General features: G+C 66.0%; 17 protein-coding genes. 9 read left to right on the top strand and 8 right to left on the bottom strand.

What is annotated here, in order from left to right; genetic code table 11:
• Positions 1–76 precede the first annotated feature (76 nt).
• The gene (locus PQR02_RS25880) at positions 77–4747 is read right to left on the bottom strand and encodes a DEAD/DEAH box helicase (protein WP_408237873.1); all 4671 of its coding nucleotides are present in this window, start codon (positions 4745–4747) and stop codon (positions 77–79) included.
• Positions 4748–5092: 345 nt separating this feature from the next.
• On the opposite strand from PQR02_RS25880, the gene PQR02_RS25875 reads away from it, so the two are divergent.
• On the top strand, positions 5093–6142 hold the full coding sequence (locus PQR02_RS25875) for an aldo/keto reductase (protein ID WP_408237870.1): 1050 nt from the start codon (positions 5093–5095) through the stop codon (positions 6140–6142).
• A 187-nt stretch (positions 6143–6329) separates the two neighbouring features.
• Here the strand turns inward: PQR02_RS25875 and PQR02_RS25870 are convergent, their stop codons facing one another.
• On the bottom strand, positions 6330–6692 hold the full coding sequence (locus tag PQR02_RS25870) for a carboxymuconolactone decarboxylase family protein (protein ID WP_408237867.1): 363 nt from the start codon (positions 6690–6692) through the stop codon (positions 6330–6332).
• A gap of 116 nt (positions 6693–6808) precedes the next feature.
• Here PQR02_RS25870 and PQR02_RS25865 point away from each other — a divergent pair, with 116 nt between their 5' ends.
• The gene (locus tag PQR02_RS25865; protein WP_408237864.1) at positions 6809–7765 is read left to right on the top strand and encodes a cupin domain-containing protein; all 957 of its coding nucleotides are present in this window, start codon (positions 6809–6811) and stop codon (positions 7763–7765) included.
• Here the strand turns inward: PQR02_RS25865 and PQR02_RS25860 are convergent.
• The 4 genes from PQR02_RS25860 to PQR02_RS25845 form a co-directional block, all read right to left on the bottom strand.
• Positions 7762–8343 (bottom strand): FUSC family protein, encoded by a 582-nt coding sequence (locus tag PQR02_RS25860; protein WP_408237861.1) that lies wholly within the window; start codon positions 8341–8343, stop codon positions 7762–7764. The genes PQR02_RS25865 and PQR02_RS25860 overlap by 4 nt on opposite strands.
• A gap of 99 nt (positions 8344–8442) precedes the next feature.
• On the bottom strand, positions 8443–9762 hold the full coding sequence (locus tag PQR02_RS25855; protein ID WP_408237858.1) for a cation:proton antiporter: 1320 nt from the start codon (positions 9760–9762) through the stop codon (positions 8443–8445).
• 105 nt (positions 9763–9867) lie between these two features.
• Positions 9868–10278, bottom strand: a complete 411-nt coding sequence (locus PQR02_RS25850) for a DUF3175 domain-containing protein (protein WP_408237855.1) — start codon at positions 10276–10278, stop codon at positions 9868–9870.
• Between the two features lie 151 nt (positions 10279–10429).
• A complete protein-coding gene (locus tag PQR02_RS25845) occupies positions 10430–10954 on the bottom strand; it encodes a PRC-barrel domain-containing protein (protein ID WP_408237852.1) in 525 nt (174 codons plus the stop codon).
• Between the two features lie 357 nt (positions 10955–11311).
• Between PQR02_RS25845 and PQR02_RS25840 the strand changes: the two genes are divergently transcribed.
• Positions 11312–11605 carry a hypothetical protein gene (locus PQR02_RS25840; protein ID WP_408237849.1) on the top strand — a complete coding sequence of 98 codons (294 nt, stop codon included), beginning with the start codon at positions 11312–11314 and terminating at the stop codon, positions 11603–11605.
• A gap of 234 nt (positions 11606–11839) precedes the next feature.
• Here the strand turns inward: PQR02_RS25840 and PQR02_RS25835 are convergent, their stop codons facing one another.
• Complete coding sequence (locus tag PQR02_RS25835; protein WP_408237971.1) at positions 11840–13141, bottom strand: DNA topoisomerase IB; 1302 nt, start codon at positions 13139–13141, stop codon at positions 11840–11842.
• Between the two features lie 189 nt (positions 13142–13330).
• Here PQR02_RS25835 and PQR02_RS25830 point away from each other — a divergent pair, with 189 nt between their 5' ends.
• The 5 genes from PQR02_RS25830 to PQR02_RS25810 all read left to right on the top strand — a co-directional run bounded on the left by PQR02_RS25830 (position 13331) and on the right by PQR02_RS25810 (position 16054).
• Positions 13331–13675, top strand: coding sequence for a chemotaxis protein (locus PQR02_RS25830; protein ID WP_408237846.1), 345 nt, complete (start codon positions 13331–13333; stop codon positions 13673–13675).
• Positions 13676–13814: 139 nt separating this feature from the next.
• Complete coding sequence (locus tag PQR02_RS25825; protein WP_408237843.1) at positions 13815–14366, top strand: type 1 glutamine amidotransferase domain-containing protein; 552 nt, start codon at positions 13815–13817, stop codon at positions 14364–14366.
• 94 nt (positions 14367–14460) lie between these two features.
• Complete coding sequence (locus tag PQR02_RS25820) at positions 14461–15024, top strand: DUF4142 domain-containing protein (RefSeq protein WP_408237840.1); 564 nt, start codon at positions 14461–14463, stop codon at positions 15022–15024.
• Positions 15021–15365: a DUF1488 family protein gene (locus tag PQR02_RS25815; protein ID WP_408237837.1), complete on the top strand. Its 345-nt coding sequence runs from the start codon at positions 15021–15023 to the stop codon at positions 15363–15365. Before PQR02_RS25820 ends, PQR02_RS25815 begins: the two co-directional genes overlap by 4 nt.
• 104 nt (positions 15366–15469) lie before the next feature.
• Positions 15470–16054 (top strand): hypothetical protein, encoded by a 585-nt coding sequence (locus PQR02_RS25810; RefSeq protein WP_408237834.1) that lies wholly within the window; start codon positions 15470–15472, stop codon positions 16052–16054.
• Positions 16055–16187: 133 nt separating this feature from the next.
• On the opposite strand, the gene PQR02_RS25805 is transcribed toward PQR02_RS25810, so the two are convergent.
• Positions 16188–16433 (bottom strand): hypothetical protein, encoded by a 246-nt coding sequence (locus tag PQR02_RS25805; RefSeq protein WP_408237831.1) that lies wholly within the window; start codon positions 16431–16433, stop codon positions 16188–16190.
• Between the two features lie 357 nt (positions 16434–16790).
• Between PQR02_RS25805 and PQR02_RS25800 the strand changes: the two genes are divergently transcribed.
• The gene (locus PQR02_RS25800; protein WP_408237828.1) at positions 16791–17240 is read left to right on the top strand and encodes a PA2169 family four-helix-bundle protein; all 450 of its coding nucleotides are present in this window, start codon (positions 16791–16793) and stop codon (positions 17238–17240) included.
• Positions 17241–17418: the final 178 nt, after the last annotated feature.

The raw sequence follows: 17418 nt of genomic DNA, 5'->3' as shown, positions 1-17418 counted from the left end.
TCATGCGTTGCGCGAGTTCGACGAGCCATCGGGGTGCAACGGTTCGCTCACCTGCTCGCGCATGCGCGAAAAATTCCTAGAACCGTCGCGCCAGCAATGCGCGCGCCCGATCCCTCTCGGCCGGATGGGCCTCCACCGACGCGTCGAACCAGAATCTCCCGGCGACGAGCGTGGCCACCACCACGCCATCGCGGAACAGCAGCCGGTTTCCCGCGACAGCCGGCACCCGCTCGCCGACGAGCAGCGTTCCAGCGAGATTCAACGGATCGGTCCCGGCGACGCACACGAATGCACCGTCGTTCGCATGCCGCCGAACTTCGCGCAGCACGGGAATCGCCTCGGGCAACGCAAACTGCTCGCCGGCCAGACCGTGCACGAAGCGCCCGCCGCGAATCACGCCGCGCGCTTCGAGCCGTTGAAACACGCGCAGCAGATCGCGCCAGGGCGGCAGCCACTCGGCCTCGCGTTCGAGCAAGCGCCAGAACACCACGCCATAGCGGCGCAGCAAGGTCATCGCGACATGCTCCAGCACTTCGGGCGGCAACTGCCGGCGGCGCTGCGGCTCACGCTGCGGCGCCGGTTCCGTTGCAACGGCGCGCCGGCTCACGAGCGCCCAGCGGCCCGCGTCGTCCATCCCGCCGATCAGCGCGCTCGAACGCGCGCGCCGGTTGCTCGAAAACGCATTGCGCTTCGCGACCGGCTTCAGCAACGCGCGCAAGCCCGCGAAGCTGTCGGAGTTCGCGAGGCCGGCGGCGACCAGTTCGCCCAGCGCATTTTCCAGTTCCATCCGTAGCACGCGGACGTCGGCGAGCAATTCGTCGAAGAACATCGCGCCGTGTTGCGACAGCGTGTCGTACACGCTCTGCGCGAGCGCCGATAATTCCGGCGGCCTGGAGGTGTCGAGCAACGCCCGCCAGATGCGCACGTGGACGCGTGGCAGCAGCACGATCGGCGTGCTGCGGATCGGGCCCGCCGCGCCGCGCGCGCGCTCGGTGAGCCGGGTCCAGACGATCTTGCCGGCGCGGCATAGTTCGTCGAGCGAACTATTCATGTAGGTCTTCACGCGCGCGGGCAGGATGTCCTCTTCCCACGCGCCGGCGGCGGCCTGGTAGCCTTCGAGCTGGTCGAGCACGGCGGCCAGTGCGTCGCGGCCTTCGCTGCGCGTGTCCGGGCTCAGATGCTGCCATTCGAACAGAAAGCGCATGAAGTCATGCCGTTCCACGGGTTCGATCTCGCGTCGCAAGCGTTTTACCGTGTAGCGGTGAATCCGCGCGAGCAGGTGGCGTTCGCACCATTCTTCTTCGGCGGTTTGCGGCGTGAAGCGGCCGCGCATCAGATAGCCTTCCGCTTCGAGGCGCGTGAGCGCCTGCTCGACCGCGGCGGGCGGCAACCTCAACGGCTGCGCGATCGCGCTGACCGGCAGTGGGCCGAAGCCCGTCAGGCGCGCGCGCAGCACGTCGAGCAGTGCGTCGTCGGCGGTCCAGCGGTCGGTGTAGCCTTTCGGCGCCACAAGTTGCGGTGTGTAGGCGGCCCGCGGCGCGTCGGGGTAGAGCGCCTCGAAGCAGGTGACGCGCTCGGCGGGCAACCAGACGGCGGCATCGTCGGCGATTTGCAGACGGGTCGCGCGGCCGGAGTCGGCCAGCGACGCGAGCCACGCGGGCCAGCCTTCATGACCGCGCGCTTCAGCTTGCGTGATGCACGCGAGGCCGGTCAGCGCCTCATGCATCTCGTCGGCGTTGCGCGCCTCCGGCCACGCCTCGCCGCGCACGCTGTCGATCGCGTCGGCGTCGAGCGCGCCGAGGTCGTCGGCGCTGGCCGGATCGGTCCAGCGGCGGTTCAGCACGGCTTGCGTGCGACGCTCCTCGATCGGCGCGTCGTCGAGGTAAGCGTATGGCTTCGCGTTGAGGATTTCGGCGGCTAGCGGCGAGGGCGCCGGCAGATCGCGCGCCACCAGTCGCACCTCGCCCTGTTCGATACGGCGCAGCAGCGCGACCCAGCCTTCGCTATCCATGGCGTCGTGCAGACAGTCGTCGACGGTTTGGTCGACTAACGGATGATGCGGCAGCTCGCGTTCGCCGACCACGTTCTCCAGACATGCGGCCTGTTCGGGAAACACGCTCGCGAGCAGGTCTTCGCTGCGCATGCGCTGCAGTTGCGGCGCGGTCTTGCGGCCGCCGGTATAGCGCGGCAAGCCGAGCGCGGTGGTCGCGTTCCAGCGCCAGCGCACACCGAACAGCGGCGCGTCGAGCAAGGCCTGGATCAGCAGATGCTCGGCGCTGTTCGAATGCAGATAGCGCCACACGTCGTCGAGCACGAACGAGTGGCTGCCGGTCAGCGACAGCACGATCGCGTCCTCGGTGGCCGCCGCTTGCAGTTCGAAGTTCAAGTTCCGGCAGAAGCGCTTGCGCAGCGCAAGGCCCCACGCGCGGTTCACGCGGCTGCCGAAGGGCGCGTGGATCACGAGTTGCGTGCCGCCGGATTCGTCGAAGAAGCGCTCCATGACCAGCGTGCTCTGCGTGGGCAGCACGCTGAGCGCCGCGCGGGCGCGGGCGAGATAGTCGACGATCTGACGCGCGGCGGCTTCGTCGAGATCGAGGGTGTCGCAGAGCCAGCCGATCGCGCGTTCGATGCGCCCGGAGATGGGTTCGGCCTCGGACGCGGGTTCGTATTGCGCTACGGTTGCGGCGCGGGTCGATGTTTCCGCCGGCTCGGATGCGCTCACGGTTTGCGCTTTGGCCTCGCTTTTGCCTGTTGATTTCGCGGGGGTGGCCGCGCCAGTCCCCGCTTTAGCGCCGTGCGCTTTCGTGTTTTTCGGCGCTTCTGCCTCAGAATCGCGCCCCTCAAGCACCCGTCCAATCTCCTCGCGCAAACGCGACACCGCGAACGACAGTTCATCACTGCGTCCTGGCGCCTCGCCGAGCCAGAACGGAATGTTCGGCGGCTGCCCCTGCGCGTCCTCGACCCGCACGCGGCCGCTCTCGATACGCAGAATCCGGTACGACGCATTGCCCAGCTGAAACACGTCGCCGGCGAGACTCTCGACCGCGAAGTCCTCGTTGACGGTGCCGATGTTGATCGCCTGGGGTTCGAGCACCACCGCGTAGTCCGCGTTCTCGGGAATCGTGCCGCCCGAGGTCACGGCGACCAGCTTGCCGCCGCGTCGGCCGCGCAACGTGCCGCTCACCACGTCGCGATGCACATACGCGCCGCGCGGACCGTGGCGGCTCGTGTAGCCCTCGGCGAGCATGCGCAGCACCGCGTCGTACTGCTCGCGCGCCAGTTCCGCGTAGGGCGCGGCGCGCCGCATCAGCGCGAACAGCGCGTCCTCGTTCCATTCGGCGCTCGACACTTCGGCGACGACCTGTTGCGCGAGCACGTCGAGCGGCGCGCGTGGAATCCGCAGCGCGTCGAGTTCGCCGCGCCGCACGCAATCGAGCAGCGCCGCGCATTCGATCAGGTCGTCGCGCGAGGCCGGAAACAGCCGGCCTTTGGGCATGCCGCCGACATGGTGGCCCGAGCGCCCGACGCGTTGCAGGAACGGCGCGATCGCACGCGGCGAACCCATCTGGCAGACCAGATCGACGTCGCCGATATCGATGCCGAGTTCCAGCGACGCAGTCGCAATGAGCACGCGCAGTTCGCCGCGCTTGAGCCGTTGCTCGGCGTCGAAGCGATGTTCTTTCGCGAGGCTGCCGTGATGGGCGGCGACGACCTCCTTGCCGAGCCGCTCGGTCAGATGACGCGCAACGCGCTCGGCCATGCGCCGCGTGTTGACGAACACCAGCGTCGTGCGGTGCAGCGCGACCAGTTCGGCGAGACGGTCGTACACGCGTTCCCACACTTCATTGGGCATCACCGCTTCGAGCGGCACGGGCGGGATTTCCAGCGCGAGATCGCGCTCGCGCACGTGGCCCACGTCGACGATCGCGCAGTCGGCGGGAATCCCGCTGTCGATGCTCGCACCGCCCACCAGAAAACGCGCCACCGCGCTCACCGGCTTTTGCGTGGCGGACAGGCCGATGCGCGGCAGGCGCCGCTCGCATAGCGCGTCCAGACGTTCGAGGCTGAGCGCGAGATGGCTGCCGCGCTTGCTGCCGGCCAGCGCGTGGATTTCATCGACGATCACGGTGCGCACCGTCGACAGCATGCGCCGGCCCGAGTCCGAACCGAGCAGCACGTACAGGGACTCCGGTGTGGTCACGAGGATATGCGGCGCGCGCTTCCTTAGCGCGTTGCGTTCCTGCTGCGTGGTGTCGCCGGTGCGTACGGCCGTGCGGATATCGAGCGGCGGCAGTCCGCGCGCGTCGAGTTCCGCGGCGATGCCCTGCAGCGGCATCTGCAGATTCAGGCGGATGTCGTTGGACAGCGCCTTGAGCGGCGACACATAGACCACCATGGTTTCGTCGGGTAAGACACCGCCGTTGGCCTGGCCTTGCCGAACCAGATCGTCGAGCGCCGCGAGGAACGCGGTGAGCGTCTTGCCCGAACCGGTCGGTGCGGCGACCAGCGTCGAGCGGCCGCGGCGAATCTGCGGCCACGCGGCGGCTTGCGCTTCGGTCGGGGCGGGGAAGGTCTTGAGGAACCAGCCGGCGACCGCCGGATGGAAGTCGTCCAGCGCGCGGTGCGTCGAAGAAGGCGAAGCGCGGTCCGCGACGCAATCGGCAGCCGCGGAGCCGGGAGCCGCATCCAGTGCGGCGGAAGTCGTGGCCGAAGTCATGCTGACGTAGATGGGGGCGGGGCGTGCCATATCCAGAGGGCGGTCAATAACGGCCCGGTTGCGAAGGACAGCAGCCAGTCTGGCAGGTTTTTGCAGGCGTTGCCGACGGACTTTGATGGCCGCATTTTCTTTTTATACGTTGAACCGATCCATGAAGTCGGGACGGCTGCGCCGCGATTTTTCGTAGGCGGCCAAATCGCGCTCGCGAGCGTTCACTACCGCCGGTCATCACCGCCGCTGGGCGAATCGTAAGCAGGCTGAAACATCGCCGTAAACGATGGTGCGCCGAGGTCCGCGCGCGTCCTGCCGGATCGCGCCAATTGCAGTACTCTCTACCGCTCACCTCTTCACCCACGCAAAGATGGAGCTTCGACGATGCGATACAACCAGCTTGGCCGTACCGGTGTGTTTGTTTCAGAACTATGTTTGGGGACCATGACCTTCGGCGGCGGCGAAGGCATCTGGAAGCAGATCGGCGATCTGCAGCAGGGCGACGCGGAGCGGCTGGTCGGCCGGGCGCTCGACGCGGGCATCAATTTCATCGACACGGCCGACGTCTATGCGGACGGCCTGTCCGAGCAGATTACCGGCCAGGCGTTGAAGAACCTCAAGGTGCCGCGCGACAAGGTCGTTGTGGCGACCAAGGTGTTCGGCCAGACTGGCGAATTTGCGAATGCGCGGGGCGCGTCGCGCTATCACATCATCGACGGGGTGAAGGCGAGTCTGAAGCGCCTGCAACTCGATCACGTCGACCTGTACCAGATCCACGGTTTCGATCCGGCCACGCCGATCGAAGAGACCGTGCGCGCGCTCGATACGCTCGTGCGGCATGGACATGTGCGCTATGTCGGCGTGTCGAACTGGGCCGCCTGGCAGATCGTGAAGGCGCTCGGCATCGCGGAGCGCCTCGGGCTCGCGCGCTTCGAAACGCTGCAGGCGTACTACACGCTCGCCGGCCGCGACCTCGAACGCGAACTCGTGCCGATGCTGCACAGCGAAGGCCTCGGGCTGATGGTGTGGAGTCCGCTCGCGGGCGGCTTGCTGAGCGGCAAGTACGGGCGCGAGCAGCAGGGCGAAGCGGGCAGCCGCCGCACGAGTTTCGATTTTCCGCCGGTCGACCGCGAGCGCGCGTATGACTGTATCGATGCGATGCGGGAGATTGCCGGCGCGAAGCAGGTGTCGGTGGCGCAGATCGCGCTGGCGTGGCTGCTGCATCAACGCGTGGTCAGCACGGTGATCGTCGGCGCGAAGAAAGTCGAACAGCTCGACGACAATATCGCGGCCACCGACGTGACGCTGACCGCTGAAGAACTGGCGAAGCTCGATAAGGTCAGCACGCTGCCTGCCGAGTATCCGGGCTGGATGCTGGAGCGTCAGGGAGAAGGGCGACGTCAGCAGCTTGCGCAGACGCGGCGTGGGACGTAAGTGGGGGGTAGGTGGTTGCAGCGAGGGGTAGGGCGAGGCGCGGGAGGCGACGCGCAATGTGCAACGCACAACGCGCAAACTGCCGCGCCTGCCGCGCGCCGCGTGACGCCAAAGTTTGAGGCGAAACCGCGCCACTCCCAGCCGCAATAGTCTGCGGGCCGACGTGGCGCGGCCTGCCCTCTACCGCTTATTGTGCCGCGGCTGGGGTTGCCTCAGCGGTATAAGCCGCCACCGCATCCATCGTCCGGGCCGAGTACACCATCGTCGCGCCCGCATTCATTGCGACCGCCACGCCAAGCGCTTCGGCGATTTCCTCGCGCGTCGCGCCGTGCTTGAGCGCTTCGGCGGTGTGCACGGTGATACAACCGTCACAACGCAGGCTCACGGCCACCGCGACAGAAATCAGCTCGCGCGTTTTGGCGCCCAGCAGGTCGGCCTTCTGGCCGGCGCTCGACATCGTCTGATAGGCCTTCACGGTATCCGGCGACAGTTTGGCAATTTCGCCGATGCGGCCGAACAGCGCTTTGCGGTAATCGATCCAGTTCAACATGGCAATCCTCCTTGTCTGCTGCGCGTCGGCGGGTGCCGGCGTCGTGGGACAAAGTATTGCGCGGGGTCCCGATATCCTGAATACTCGTTTGGCTCAACTTTTAGCGCGATCGTCTCATGGACACGCTCAGCCGACTGATCGACCTCGCAAGACCGCAAGCCAGCCTCGATCTGCGCTGCCTGTTCTCGGGCGGCTTCGACATCGATCACGCGCGGCTGGAAGCGGGCATTGCGCCGTTTCATCTGGTGCTCGGCGGCGCGTGCCTGATCGAGACCGCCGGCGGCGCACAGGTGCCGCTGCAGGCGGGCGACTTCATGCTGTATCCGCGCGGCGCCGCGCATCGCGTGCGTGACGTGAAACGTTCGGGCAGCGGCGCGCCGGTGACGTCCGGTCACGACGGCATGTTGCCTTTGCGGCGCAACGACGGCAGCGAGCCCACGCCCACCCGATCCCGTACCGACCTCGACCTGCTCTGCGGCCGCTTCGTCTATGCGCCGGGTTCATCCGCGTTGCTGCTCAACGCGTTGCCCGATCCGTTTCATGTGTCGCTGGGCGACGCGCAACCACTGGACGCATTGCAGACGGTGATCGGGCTGATGCGCACGGAAGCGGAGCATCGTCAGCCGGGCGCGCTCGCGATCGTCACGGCATTGAGCCACGCCCTGTTCGCGATGGCGCTGCGCGTGCACGGCGAGCACAACCCGGCCACTTCCGGCGTGCTCGGCCTGCTCGCCGACGCGCGCCTCGGCGCTTCGGTGCAAGGCATGCTGAACGCGCCCGAGCGCGCGTGGACGATCGCCGAACTCGGCGATCTCGCCGCGATGTCCCGCGCGACCTACGCGCGCCATTTCAACGAACGCGCGGGCATGACCGTGATGGACTTCCTCACGCGGATTCGCATGACGATCGCCTGCGATCTGCTGCGGCGCACGCAGCGCAGCGTCGCGGAGATCGGCGAAACGGTGGGCTATCAGTCCGAGGCCGCGTTCGGCAAGGCATTCGCGCAGAGCGTCGGCGTGACGCCGGGGCGTTACCGGCGTCAGCCGCAGGAGGACGCCGCCGCGCAAAGCTAGCGCGGTTGGCTGGATCGACCGGGTTTGCCGAACCAGCGCTGCTCGATCCGCGCCATCAGCCAGGCCACCAGCAGCGCGCAGATCGTGCCGATCGTCACTTCGCCCAGACGCAGCAAGGCTTTGTCCCACGCGGGGCCGACGCCCGGCGCCAGCAGCATGATGGTCGCGGTGATGCCGCCCAGGCGCGCCGCGCTACCCACGTTCACGATCCAGCTGATCACGATCGCCACCGCCACGGTGGCCGCATAGGCGGCCAAGTGGCCTGGGCCGAGCAACGCCCCGGCGAGTCCGCAGACGCCGCCGACCATCGCGCCGATGAACTGATCGCGCGACAGGTTGCGAGTGTCGATATAGCTGTGCTGGCTCACCGCGATCGCGGTGATCGCGGCCCAGAAGGCCTGCTCGGTATGCAGCGCGCGGCCGATCGCAATCGCGAGACTCGCGCCGGCGACCGCCTGCACGGCCATGAAACCGCCTTCGATCAGCCGCTCGCCGAGCGGCAGCGCCTTCAGAAAGGCAAACAGCGAATTGGCCGCGCTTGCCCTGGCTGTTCGTCGTGAATCGTCGGGTGAGGTCATCGAAGGGAAGGCGCGTTGGCGCGGCACGAAGGTTTCGTATTCTAGCGACTCCAGTTTTCGACCGGACACACCAGACGAGACGGAGCGAGGCGGCAGCGGCTATTTTTCACCGCCGCGCAGCCGGTGATACCAGTTCATCAACGGTGTCGCCGACACGCCATGAATCACCACCGACGCGGCGACCACGGCGAGCACGAGCGGCATCAGCGGCAGCACGTCGGCGGCCGTGCCGTGTTCGAGCGCGAACGCGAGATAGTAGAACGAGCCGATGCCGCGTATGCCGAACCAGCTCATCAGGCGACGCTGCGTCGGCGTCGCGCTCGATCCCAGCAGCGAGAGCTCCACCGACACCGGCCGCACGATCACGAACAGCGCGGCGCTCAACGCGACCGTCTGCCACGTGAAGAGCGGCGCTTGCAACGTGGCGAGCACATTGCCGACCATCGCCATCACCGCCACCTCGGCGATGCGTTCGAGTTCGATCGTAAAGCCCATCACCGACTCGGTGATATACGCGTGCGCCTTGCTCGGATTGGCCGCGGTGGCTTCGACGTCTTCCGAATCGACCGTGCCGATCGCCTCGCGCGGCGACTGCCCGCCACTCGCCCGATGCTCGACGCGGCGCATCGCGACGCCCGCCGCGAACACCGCGAGAAAGCCATAGGTCTGCGCGAGTTGCGCGGCCCCGAACGACAGTTCGATCAGTCCGAGCGCGAAGAAGCCCTCGAGGCCGAGCGCCTGCGCATGACGGGTGCGCAGCCAGGCCAGCGCGTGCGTCGTCGCCCAGCCGAGCATCCCGCCGATCGCCAGCGCGCCCACCACGCCCCACACGACGCTGCCCGCGAGCTTCAGATTCAGCAATTCGGCGCCCTGACCGGAGGGCGCCGCGCAGAGCGCGAGGCCGAGCATCGCGAAGGGCAGTGCGATGCCGTCGTTGAGACCGCCTTCGCCGGATAGCGCGAAGCGCAGCAGGTCGTGATCGCCGGGCGTGTGCACCTGCACGTCGTGGGCCAGCACCGGATCGGTCGGCGCGAGGATCGCGGCGAGCAGCAAGGCCGGTCCCCAGGCAAGCTGGAGAACGTACACGCCGAATAGTGTCAGCAGCGGAATGGTCGCCAGCATGGCAAGGACGCCGAGGCGCAGCGGCACGGTCCAGAGCTTTTCCAGTACGCCTAAGCGTAGACGCAGGCCGATGGCGAACAGCGAGACGAGCAGCGCGACTTCGGTGATGATGCGCAGCAGCCGGGCGTCCGCTGTCATATCGAGGCGCAATAGCGCGATGCCGGGCAGCCCGAGCGCATAGCCGATCGCGAGGTAAAACATCGCGGCGCTGACGGGTAGGCGCCGCAGCGTCGTCGCCGCGATCCCCATGAATACCAGGACCCCGCCGACTATGAGAAACCACAATGTTTCGCGCATGAATTCCCGCTGGAGGCCGGCATTGTTCGATCATGCCAGATGCCGGCTGGTTGAAAGAGGCCGGCGGCTAAGCGCGTTGCGTCGTGGCCCGCTCGGGAGGCCCGCTCAAGGCGCCCGTCCGAATGCTTCGCGCAGCTTGCGCTTGGCCTGCTGCAAGGTGGCGCGGCGTTCCTTCGGCAGATTGCGGCCCGCGCGATTGATGTAGAAGTTGAGCATCGACATCGCCGATTGATACGGCGTGCTCTTGCGGCGGCGGCTTTTCGTCGAGGAGTGCTTGAGCGACTGCGCGATCGACTCGGCGCTGCCGGATTTGAAGACATCGTGTTCGATATCCATCGCGTCGCTGGTCTCCATCACGTGATGCGACCACTTGCGCGAACTGGATGCGCGGCCTGATTTCGCAACTTTCGCGCGATGCGCGGCATGGGCCTGCGCGTGCCGCTGGCGGGGCGGTCGTCCCGATCTGCCGCGCGCGACCGGACGTTTCGATTTGCGGGTGGGTCTTCGGGCGGCCATGGGTTTGCCTCCTTATCGCGCTATGTTTGCCGCTATACGGCGGAGTGACTGATTCGAGTGCGTGGCACGCGCATGGACGCAGTGGAACGCGCCGGCTGCCGCGAACGTGGCATGCCGGCGCATGATGCGTGGACCCCCGCAGAGACGCGGACTACAGCTTCAGTCCGCCAGCCTCGGGCGCGTCCGACGATCCCGGCCGAATCGCGCCGACGTCCACATCGTCGCGCCGCGCGTAGCTGTCGCCCCAGTACGGTTCGCTGCCGTAGTACTGATGCACGGAGGTCGCCCACGTCTGGTCCGCCATCGACGGCCAGTGATCCTTGTCAAAGCCAGGGGCGTTCTTCACGCGTTCGGCGACCATGTTGAGCACGAAGCACTTCTGCTGCGTGTCGAGCGTCAATGCGTGCCATGGAATGGCGAGCAACTTGTCGCCGATGCCGAGAAAGCCGCCGCTCGACAGCACCGCATAAGCGACGCGGCCCGAGCGGACGTCGAGCATGATGTCCTTGATCTTGCCAATGTCCTCGCCGTCGCTGCTGATGACGCGGTTGCCGTCGAGCGTGGCGGCCGCCATCACGTCCGGCCCGGGACCGTCGGCCGTCGCGGCGCCCTTGCCGACGATACGGGCTCCCTGGCTTTGCGCCGTGCCGCTTTGCGTCTGTGACTGATTGAGCATGATGTGACTCCCCTCCAGGATGGATGTACCGGAGAGTTGAGCAACCGGCGTTCCATCGCTGGGTGAAGATCGTCACGGCGGTGGGCGGAACGCATTCATCAACGGCACACGTAAAGCCTGCTCGCGCGTTTGAAAATATTTCGGCGACTCGGGCGAGCTGCACGAGCAGAACCAGTCCATATGTCTGCGGTTTGCGGCGCTAACGAGTCGCGCGAACCGTACTTTGTGCGGCATAGCGCTTGCTGGATATTGGATGGACACTGGCGTAGGCCACCGTCATCGCCGATCGCAAACGATAGGCATGATGCGCTCGGCGAGCGTCATCAATACGCTGCCTATCTACTCAAGGAGATATCGATGAAATTTTCAAAAGCACTGCTGGTCTCGGCACTCGTTGCAATGTCGGGCGCGGCGTTCGCGCAAGCGGGCGGCGGCAACGGCAATGGCGGTAACGCCGGAACCGGCGGCTCGGGCAATGCGCATGGCGCCGCGACTGCCGGGGCGACCGCGGGTGGCGAACCCGCATCCGGGGCGATGAGTTCCGGCAAGATGAATCACATGTCGAAATCGAAGACCCAGGCGAAGAAGCCGATGAACGATACGACCAACATGCCCGGCGCGAATGCAAGCAGCGACACGAAGGGGCAGTGAACGATGGCGGGCGCGTTTGCAATGCCTGTATGCGAGATCGTTCCGCTTTGCAGTTGAAAGAGCAAAGTGGGAGAGGTCGGATCGGCGCGCCCAGTGCCGATCCGTTCGAATCCGCAGCGTTTTGCGCACGCGCGCGCGGGCGACGCTTTATGGCCGATTGCTTCGGAACAGCGATACGAATAAGTGAACAGGTGTTTGGCAATAACGCATTCGCTGTTCCGGCGCTCTAGCGGCTCAACGAGCCGCGCCTTTTGCCTCACGCTGCGCAACCGCAGCGCCTGTCTGCGCAATCGCTCGCGCGGTTGACGGCGCGGCTTTCCCATTAGCCTTCGCCGCGGCTTTTTTGCGCGCCACGCGCGATTTCTTCAGCAACGTCGTCAGCGACCCTTCGATACTGTCGGCCACCGCCGCGTCGCGCATCTTGAGGCCCTTCGCACCAGCCTGAAGCGCGAGTTTCGCCGCGCGCTGCTCCGCATGCGCGAGCAGCGCGGCAAACGCGGCTTCATCCACTCTCAACCCGCGTCGCGAGCGGCCAGGTTGCAGGCTTTGCAACTCGTCCGCTTCGAACGCGCTGATCACGGCGGGATGGATATAGCAACGGCGGCAGACCGTCGGCGTATTGCGCAGCAAGGCCGCCACGTCCTTGATGGTCGCGACGATATGACGGCGCGCTTCCGCCGCGCTGCCGCACATCAGCCGCCGCAGCGCGGCCAGTGCGTAGACGCTGCCGGCCCACGTCCGATAATCCTTCGCGGTGAAATCCGCGCCGCTCGCACGGCGCAGATAGTCGTTGATGTCGGCCGAGCCGACGGTGTGCCGCGTGCCGTCCTCGTCGAGATACTGGAATAGGTCGTGGCCGGGCAAATCGGCGCAGCGGCGCACGATGCGTTTGATGCGCGGATTCTCGACCGTCACGTCGTGCTCGATGCCGCTCTTGCCGCGAAACTTGAAGCGCAACTGGCCCGCTTCGATCTTCACGTGCTTCTTGCGCAGCGTCGTCAATCCGTATGACTGGTTATCGCGCGCATATTCGACGCTGCCGATGCGGATCAGCGTGGTGTCCAGCAATTGCACGATCGTCGCGACCACTTTGTCGCACGGCATGCCCGGCAGCTTGAGATCGCGGGCGACACGCGCGCGAATCTTCGGCAGTGCGCGGCCGAACTCGGCCATGCGCTCGTATTTATCGGCATCGCGCGTTTCGCGCCAGCGCGGGTGATAGCGGTATTGCTTGCGGCCGCGCGCGTCGCGGCCCGTCGCCTGCAAATGGCCGCGCGGATCGGCGCAGATCCATACGTCCTCGTAAGCGGGAGGGATGGCGAGCGCGTTGATGCGCTCGATTTCGTCTGCGTCGACGATGCGCTTGTCGGCCGCGTCGAAGTAGGCGAAGCCGTCTTTTTCACGCTTGCGCGAGTAGCCGGGCCGCGTGTCGTCGGCATGCCGCAGACCCGGCGGCATCGCGAGCGGGGCGGATGGGTTCGCATTATCGTCCAGCGCTTGCGGACGGCGTGGCGTCGAAGAGGTCGTGGCGGCCATCGTTGCAGGTAGAAGTTTCAAGCAGTTTCAGCCATGAGGCGCGCGCGGCGCCGTGAATGGCTGCTAGCAAAGGCAATGCCCGGCGCGTCCAGCCGCGCGCCGCATCGTCAGGCGGCGTGAGGGCGGCGTGAGGCGGCGGAACGCTCCTTGCGCAGTTGCAGTGGTGACCCACGAACCAAGGAGAGCGCCATGAGCAGCACACTGAATCCCGATGAAGAGCCCCAACAGGTCGTGAAGCAAACCTCCGGCACCACCGGCGCGCTCGGCCCGAGCGATTCGTCCGATAGCGGCAGCGACGTCGCGGGTGCGAAGCGGCATGTTTTCGACGTCGACTCGGAACTGGACAACCACGCGCTCGAAATCGGCGACGCCGAACTCGCCAGCGACACGGATCGGGCCGGCACCGGCGAGCGCGCGTCCGCCGACGGCGATTCGACGCTGACGGCGGACCAGGATCTCGAACCCGATCGGGTGATCGATCCGCTCGCGCCGGATGACGACGACGGTCTCGACGAAGACCCGACCGGTCTTTAACGGTCTATACCGCGCGCGTGAGCGTTCGGCGCAAGACATCAGATAGGCATGTCTTTTGCTGAACATCCATGAACAAGCGAAACCGGCGGCGACTTCGCGCAATGCGCCCGGTCCCCGCGTCACAGGAAGGAGAGTACGCATGGCTAGCACGCTGAATGGTTACAAGGTGGCAGTACTCGCGGTCGATGGTTTCGAGGAGGCCGAACTGGTCGAACCGAAGCGGGCGCTCGCGGAAGCGGGTGCCACGGTGCACGTCATCTCAGCGAAGCCCGGCAAGATCCAGGGTTTCAGGCACCTCGACAAAGGCGACACCGTCGACGTCGATTCGACCTTCGACAAGGCGCGCGCGGACGACTACGACGCAGTGGTGTTGCCAGGCGGCGTGGTGAATGGCGACGCGATTCGTCTGCTGCCCCACGCACAAGCGTTCATCAAGGCCGCCGACAGCGCGAAGAAGCCGATCGCGGTGATCTGTCACGGCACGTGGCTGCCGGTGTCGGCGGGCATCATCAAGGGACGCACGGTCACGAGCTGGCCGAGTCTGCAAGACGATATTCGCAACGCGGGCGGCACCTGGGTGGATCAGGAAGTGGTCGAAGACGGCAATCTGATTTCAAGCCGCAAACCCGACGATCTTCCCGCTTTTAACAAGACGCTGATCGCGCAACTGTCCAAGCGGAAGGCGGCTTGAGCGGAGCCGATAGACGCGGCGCGCAGTACGAAGACCGGGCTGCGCGCGTCGAATCAGCCCGCTTTCGCCGTGGCGTCGAACAGGGAGAAAATGCATGAAATTCCGGTATTCCCTACAAGTCACGACTGTCGCGTTGGGTTTGAGCGCGGCATGCATCGGCGCGGCTTACGCGCAAGCCAGCGATGCGCCTGCGAGCGACGCGCCGGTCAGCCGCACGAAGCTTTCGCCGGCCGATCAGCAGTTCGTGCTGGACGCGTCGAAGGCGGACGCCACCGAGATCGCGGCCAGCAAGATCGCGCTGAAAAATTCCAACGATCCGCACGTGCGCAAATTCGCGCAGCAGATGATCGCCGACCATACGAAGCTATCGCATGGGATGGCGACACTCGTCGCGAAGAAGGGCTTCACGCCGTCGCCGGCCGCGGATTCAGCGTTGGTCGGCAAGCTGCAAAGCCTGAAAGGCAAGGAATTCGATCAGGCTTACGTGGAGCAGATCGGGGTGGAAGCCCATCAGCGCGCGGTCGATTTGTTCCAGCAGGAAAGCCAGAGCGGTACCGACTCGCAATTGAAGGCCGCTGCCGCACATGCGTTGCCGACCATCAAACATCACCTCGCGATGGCACAGCAACTCGCCGGCGACATGAAGGGCTCGTCATGAACGCGATCCTGCCGCGGCCGGCCTATGAGGACTCCCTTATGCAGATCAATTTTCCGGACGACAAGCCGGCCTTCGACGGCGCTAACCTGGTGGTTCGCTTCATGGCGCGGGTAGAGGGCGAGGCGGTGGTGTGCGCCATTACCGCCGAGGCGCTGGAAGATCACTTCGGCGCCGACTCCGCACTCGAAGCAGCATTGATGGAGGCGTTCGACAAAGGCCGGCAGCGCATCCGCTCGGTTTGCGCCGAAGCGCTCGACCAGAACCACGGAGAAGGCGTAGTGTTGCATAGCGGACTGTTTAGAGTGGAAGGCATGGAATCCGATCGCGGCGCGACGGCGTAGTGCCGTCGTGCGAGCGCGCGAGTGAGCGAGTGCGGCGCGGCCAGCCGCGGCACCTCGCGACGGCACGGTCCGCAAACGCTATCTCAACGATGCAAGGAGGCCTTATGTCACTCATCGTCGCAGCAAGATTCACCACCTTTCCGGCCGCTGAAAATGCGGCGCAACAGCTCTTTAACGCAGGTTTCGTCGAGGAAGACGTGACGCTCTTCTTCGTCAATCCGCGCGGCCAGCATGCGCGTTATCCGATCGGCGGCGACACCGGCACCGACGCCGGCGCGAAAGATGCGCCCAAAGGTGCGGGCATGGGCGTGACCATCGGCGCCGTGGTGGGCGCGGTGGTCGGCGTCGCGATCTTCGCGGCGTTCGCCGCGCCGCTGCTCGTGTCGCTGATCGCGGCGGGCGTCGGCGCGTACATCGGATCCCTGGTCGGGGCGATGTCGCGCACGCGAGAGACCGGTAAAACCAGCCATCATCATCTGCCGTTTCACGAAGAGGCGCGCGCGTCCGGCGTACTGGTGGCCGTGCACGTATCGCCTGACAATCAGCTCGACGCCGCGCGCGTGTTGCGCGAAGCGGGAGGCGCCGCGATCGAGAAGGCCACCGGCCGCTGGCAGCAAGGGCGGTGGGCCGATTTCGATCCGACGAGGACGCCGGAGCCGCTCAGCGAATACAGCGAGAAGCATGCGTGATGGCGGTCCGATTCGGCTTCCGACGCGGTTGAAGGAAAAACGGCCCGACGTTTGTCGGGCCGTTTTGCATTTGAGGTGTCCGGAATATCTGCGTTGCGCTCGACGCAAAGCGCGATTCAGTCGCCGATCACCTTCACACCCAGAGTTGCCGCGCGCCGTGAGGCGCCAGGGTGTGTTCGGTTTGACGTTCGTTGCGGGTCGGGTGCTCGCAGCCGGCTGGCATGAGGCCGTCATGCGAGGGTCCGCACGCGGACATCGGCGCTTGCGCATTCGCAGGCGGCGCGTCCTGCACTTGCGCATGTTCGCGAATCTGCAGCGCCGCGGCCGACGCGACGATCGCGACGCCCACTAGAAATTCCGCGCTTCTGATTTTCTTCATGGTGTTTTCTCCCTGTCGTTATTGCCTGCCCGCTGTTTTCAATTGTTCGCACGAATTGCAGTATGTCGATACGCGCACCCCGGGCGTGGTGCGCTGCGGGCGCAGCAACCGGCGTGCCAGTGGCGCTAACGCCGCTGGACCGGGCTTTCCCGGGCGTGCGAGCGCAACGCCGTGCGCAGCATTTACGCGCGTTCGCAAGAATTCCTGCGCCCCTCGGATCGGTTGCGAGCCGCTATGACGGCAGAAGACGCCAGGCACGGCCCGTGCGGATAGAGCAACGAACCCCGCTGCGGGCCGACCTGTGTATCGCGAGACCGGCGGCGGATTCCACGATCAACGAAACCCCGGAGGTATTGCATGGCTACGAACGTTGTTTCCGTTCTGAACGATCTGGTCGAAACGTCGAAGGATGGCGAAAAGGGCTTTCGCAAGGCAGCCGAGGATGCGCACGACGCGCAACTGAAAACGATGTTCCTGGCGCGTGCCGACGACTGCGCGCGCGGTGCGCGCGAGTTGCAAGACGCGGTTCAGGCCTTGGGCGGCAAGCCGGAAACGGGCGGCAGTATGAGCGGCGCGCTGCATCGTGGCTGGGTCGATGTGAAGTCGGCGGTCACCGATCGCAGCGACTACGACATCCTCGCGGAATGCGAAAAGGGTGAGGATGTCGCGAAGAAGCGCTATCACGACGCGCTCGAAAAGGATTTGCCGGTGGATGTACGCGCGATCGTCGAGCGGCAATATCAAGGTGTCCTGCAAAACCATGATCGCGTGCGCGATCTACGCGACCAATACGCGGCGCGGCGTTAATAGCTGCCAAGGTGGCCGGCGTCCCGGAGAGGGCGCTGGTCGCGTTGCAGCGAGTAACGGAACTGCACGAAACAGCAGCCACATGGAGAGCAAACAAGAAGGCCGTCCGCAACGCGGGCGGCCGTGTCCGGATTAAGAAACCGTAGCAAAAAGCCCGCGGTGGCCGGCCTCCACGCCC

Origin of the sequence: Paraburkholderia sediminicola (assembly GCF_046026895.1) — a bacterium.
GTDB lineage: Bacteria > Pseudomonadota > Gammaproteobacteria > Burkholderiales > Burkholderiaceae > Paraburkholderia > Paraburkholderia sediminicola_C.
The sequence above is the reverse complement of the archived record's forward strand: the minus strand, read 5'-3'. Positions and strand labels throughout refer to the sequence as shown.